The organism is Streptomyces prasinopilosus, from assembly GCF_001419695.1.
Taxonomy (GTDB): domain Bacteria; phylum Actinomycetota; class Actinomycetes; order Streptomycetales; family Streptomycetaceae; genus Streptomyces; species Streptomyces prasinopilosus.
The window spans coordinates 1-3644 of sequence record NZ_LIRG01000748.1 but is presented as its reverse complement, the minus strand read 5'-3'; the positions used below and the strand labels follow the sequence as shown (position 1 = coordinate 3644).

4 protein-coding genes are annotated in these 3644 nt (G+C 76.7%); all 4 read right to left on the bottom strand.

The window, feature by feature from the left end; translation table 11 throughout:
- The coding region (locus tag AOK18_RS25740) for an ABC transporter ATP-binding protein (protein ID WP_055695886.1) at positions 1-898 on the bottom strand (898 nt) is incomplete at its 3' end.
- Between the two features lie 460 nt (positions 899-1358).
- Entirely contained in the window at positions 1359-2063 is a 705-nt protein-coding gene (locus AOK18_RS25735) for a class I SAM-dependent methyltransferase (protein WP_055574750.1), read from the bottom strand.
- A gap of 187 nt (positions 2064-2250) precedes the next feature.
- Positions 2251-2967: a dethiobiotin synthase gene (gene bioD / locus AOK18_RS25730; protein ID WP_055574749.1), complete on the bottom strand. Its 717-nt coding sequence runs from the start codon at positions 2965-2967 to the stop codon at positions 2251-2253.
- A gap of 1 nt (position 2968) precedes the next feature.
- On the bottom strand, positions 2969-3644 hold a 676-nt coding region (locus AOK18_RS25725; RefSeq protein WP_157865189.1), incomplete at its 5' end, for an aminotransferase class III-fold pyridoxal phosphate-dependent enzyme.

Below are 3644 nucleotides of genomic sequence, written 5' to 3'. Positions count from 1 at the left end.
GGGCGCGGCGGGAGTCCGGGCCGGGCGCGAGGCCGGAAACCGGTTCCGGGGCGAGGTCCGGGATCGGGGCCGGGGCGAGCCCGGAGGCGCGGCCGGGAGCCGGGATGCCGTCGACGGACCGGGCGCGGGTCACGTCGAACCGCTTCATCCGGTCGAGCACCGCCTGTGCCGTGGGCCGCGCCATCTCGTCGACGATCCGCCCGTCGACCAGGAACAGCACCAGGTCGGAGTGGGCGGCGGCGCCGGGGTCGTGGGTGACCATCACCACGGTCTGGTGCAGCCGGTCCACGGCCTCGCGCAGGAAACCGAGCACCTCCAGTCCCGCGCGCGAGTCGAGATTGCCGGTCGGCTCGTCCGCGAAGATCAGCTCGGGCCGGGAGGCCAGCGCCCGCGCGCACGCCACGCGCTGCTGCTGGCCGCCGGACAGCTGCGCCGGCCGGTGCCCGAGCCGGTCCCGCAGCCCCAGCGTGTCGACGACCTGGTCCAGCCACTTCCCGTCGGGCTTCCGGCCCGCGATGTCCATGGGGAGGGTGATGTTCTCCAGCGCGTTCAGCGTCGGGATGAGGTTGAACGACTGGAACATGAAACCGATCCGGTCCCGGCGCAGACGTGTCAGATCACGGTCCTTCAGCCCCGTGATCTCGGTGTCGCCGAGCCACACCCGGCCGGCGGAAACGGTGTCGAGCCCGGCCAGGCAGTGCATCAGCGTCGACTTGCCCGACCCCGACGGTCCCATCACCGCCGTGAACCGGCCCCGCGCGATGTCCACGTCCATCGCGTCCAGGGCGAGCACGGTCGTCTCACCGGACCCGTACGCCTTCGTCAGCCCGCGGGCGCGGGCCGCGATCGGGTCGGCCGACGTGAGGCCGGGGGTGTGCTCCGCAGCGGGTGTGGACAAGACCGTCTCCTCCGTGTGGGCCTCGGGCCGTGCCGCTCGTGCTGGTCGCGCCCGACGGCAGTGTGATCCGGCCCACACCGAATATCCCTCGTAAGGGCGGGGGCGCGCCATTCCGCTGTACGGGGCACCGTCCTGTTTCCCGGGCGGGGACCGTGCGACGGCCGGAGGCGACGGCACCCGGGGAATGCCTCGACGAGCCGGCCGCCGCGCGGGGAACGGGCCGTTCACCGGCCCCGGCCGGTGCCGGCACCGGGGCGCGGGCCCCGGGGCGGGGCCGGGACCCGGACGGGCGCGCACGCGCAGGAGGGCATCGTCCGAGCGGCGTGGGAACGCGCCCCGGCGCGCGGAAGGAGCGCCGGCCGTCCCCCGGGCGACCGGTCCGGCGGGGCCGCCCCGCCCGCGTGGACGGCCCTGCCGCCGAACTGCGCCGATGGAGCGAGTGGGCGGCTCGGACCCGCGGTCAGCCCCGGCCCGTCGCCGGGTCGTCCGCCGGATCGCGCGCGGGCCGCCAGGCGGTGCCCAGCACGCAGTACGACGTCGGCAGCCTCGGCCCGTCCTGCGGCATCAGCGTGCGCCGGTACGGGCCGAGCTCGAACCCCGCCTCCCGCAGAGCACCGACCGGTTCCCGCGCCACGTGGCAGCCACCGGCCAGCGGTGGCCACACCGTCCGGTCCAGGGCGCGCTGGGCGAACCGCATCACCCGGCCACCGCCCCGCCCGTGCTCGAAGAACCGCACCTCGCCGCCCGGCCGCAGCACCCGCCTGAGCTCCGCGAGCGCCCGCGGCACGTCCCGCACGCTGCACAGCACCAGGGAGACGACCGCCGCGTCGAACGCCTCGCTCCCGGCCGGCAGCGCCTCCGCGGTGCCCGGCGCGACGTCCACCGGGACAGGGGCGCGCAGAGCGGCCTCCGCGGCCAGACCGCGCAGCACCCGCTCCGGTTCGACCGCGACCACCTCCGAGACGGTGCCCGGATAATGCGCGAAGTTGAGGCCGTTGCCCGCACCGACCTCGATCACCCGGCCGGACAGCCCGCCGAGCAGTTCCCGCCGGATCGCGGCCATGCCCCAACGGGTCTCCGCGGCCGCACTGACCCGCGCGTAGGAGCGGGCGAACAGCGGGTGGTGCACGGGATCCCGCGCCACCTTCGCGGAGCCGGCCGTCATGGGACCACCTCCCTGTCCGGACGAACCCGGGAGCCGAGGCGGGACACGAGAACGGCCGTCTCCCGCGGGACGGGTCCCCGGGCCGGGGGCCCACCGGGATCGTCCCCCGCGAGGAGCCTTCCCATGCCCCGCACCGGCATCCGGCCGTGTGGCTCCCGGGACCGGGAGCCACACGCGGTGCGGGAGATCAGCCGGCCTCCCGCTCCCGGAACACCGCCGCGTCCCACGTGCCGTCCAGCCGCGGTGCCAGCCAGCGGGGCGCCGACGCGCGGAAGCCGGCCGGGGGCAGGCCGGCCGCGCCGGCCGGGACCGCGCCCAGCAGCGGCACCCCCGTCACCTCCGGCAGGTCCCGCACGTTGCAGCGCGCGGCCAGACCGGCCCCGGCGGGCCAGCTGCCGATCACCAGGCCCGCCGGGTCGAGCCCGCGCGAGCGCAGTTCACGCGTCGTCAGCTCGGTGACGTTCAGCGTGCCGAGTCCCGCCGCCGTCACCACGAGCACCGGCGCCGACAGCAGCGCCGCGGCGTCCGCCAGCGTCCCGCCGTCCCCGTCGAACCGGACGAGCAGCCCGCCCGCGCCCTCCACGAGCACCAGATCGTGCTCGGCGGCCAGCTTGGCGGCGGCCTCGGCCACCTCGTGCGGACGCACCGGCGCCCGGTCCGCCCGCCGGGCGGCGGTGGCGGGTGCCAGCGGCTCCGGATACCGGGCGAGTTCGGCGGTCGTGACGGCCCCGGCGAGCCGCGCGACCTCCTCGGCGTCCCCGGGCTCGTCCGGCCGCACTCCGGTCTGCGCCGCCTTCAGCACGGCCACCGACCGGCCCGCCGCCAGCGCCGTCGCGGCGACCGCGGCCGTCACCACCGTCTTGCCGACCTCGGTGCCCGTGCCCGTGATCACCAGTACCGGCATGTCATCCCTCCTCGGCCGCCGCGCACACCGCGTCCGCGATCCGGGCCACGTCCGCGTCGCCGGTGACGTACGGCGGCATGGTGTAGACGAGATCGCGGAACGGCCGCAGCCACACGCCCCGGCGCACCGCCGCGCGCGTGGCGGCCTCCACGTCCACCTCGTGGTCGAGCTGGACGACGCCGACGGCGCCGAGGACCCGCACGTCACGGACGCCCGGCAGACCGGCCGCCGGCGCCAGCCCGTCGCGCAGGCCCGACTCGATGCGCTTGACCTCCGCGAGCCAGTCCTGCCCGAGCAGCAGTTCGATCGAGGCGCAGGCCACGGCGGCCGCCAGCGGATTGCCCATGAACGTCGGACCGTGCGCCAGCACCGGTACGTCGCCGCGCGCGATGCCGCCGGCCACGCGCGCGGTGCACAGGGTCGCCGCCAGGGTCAGGTAGCCGCCGGTCAGCGCCTTGCCCACGCACATCACGTCCGGTGTCACCGCCGCGTGCCCGGCCGCGAACAGCGCACCCGTACGCCCGAACCCGGTCGCGATCTCGTCGAACACCAGCAGCACGTCGTGCGCGTCGCACGCCTCGCGCAGCACCCGCAGGTACGCGGGGGAGTGGAAGCGCATGCCGCCCGCCCCCTGCACCACCGGCTCCACGATCACGGCCGCCAGTTCCCCGGCGTGC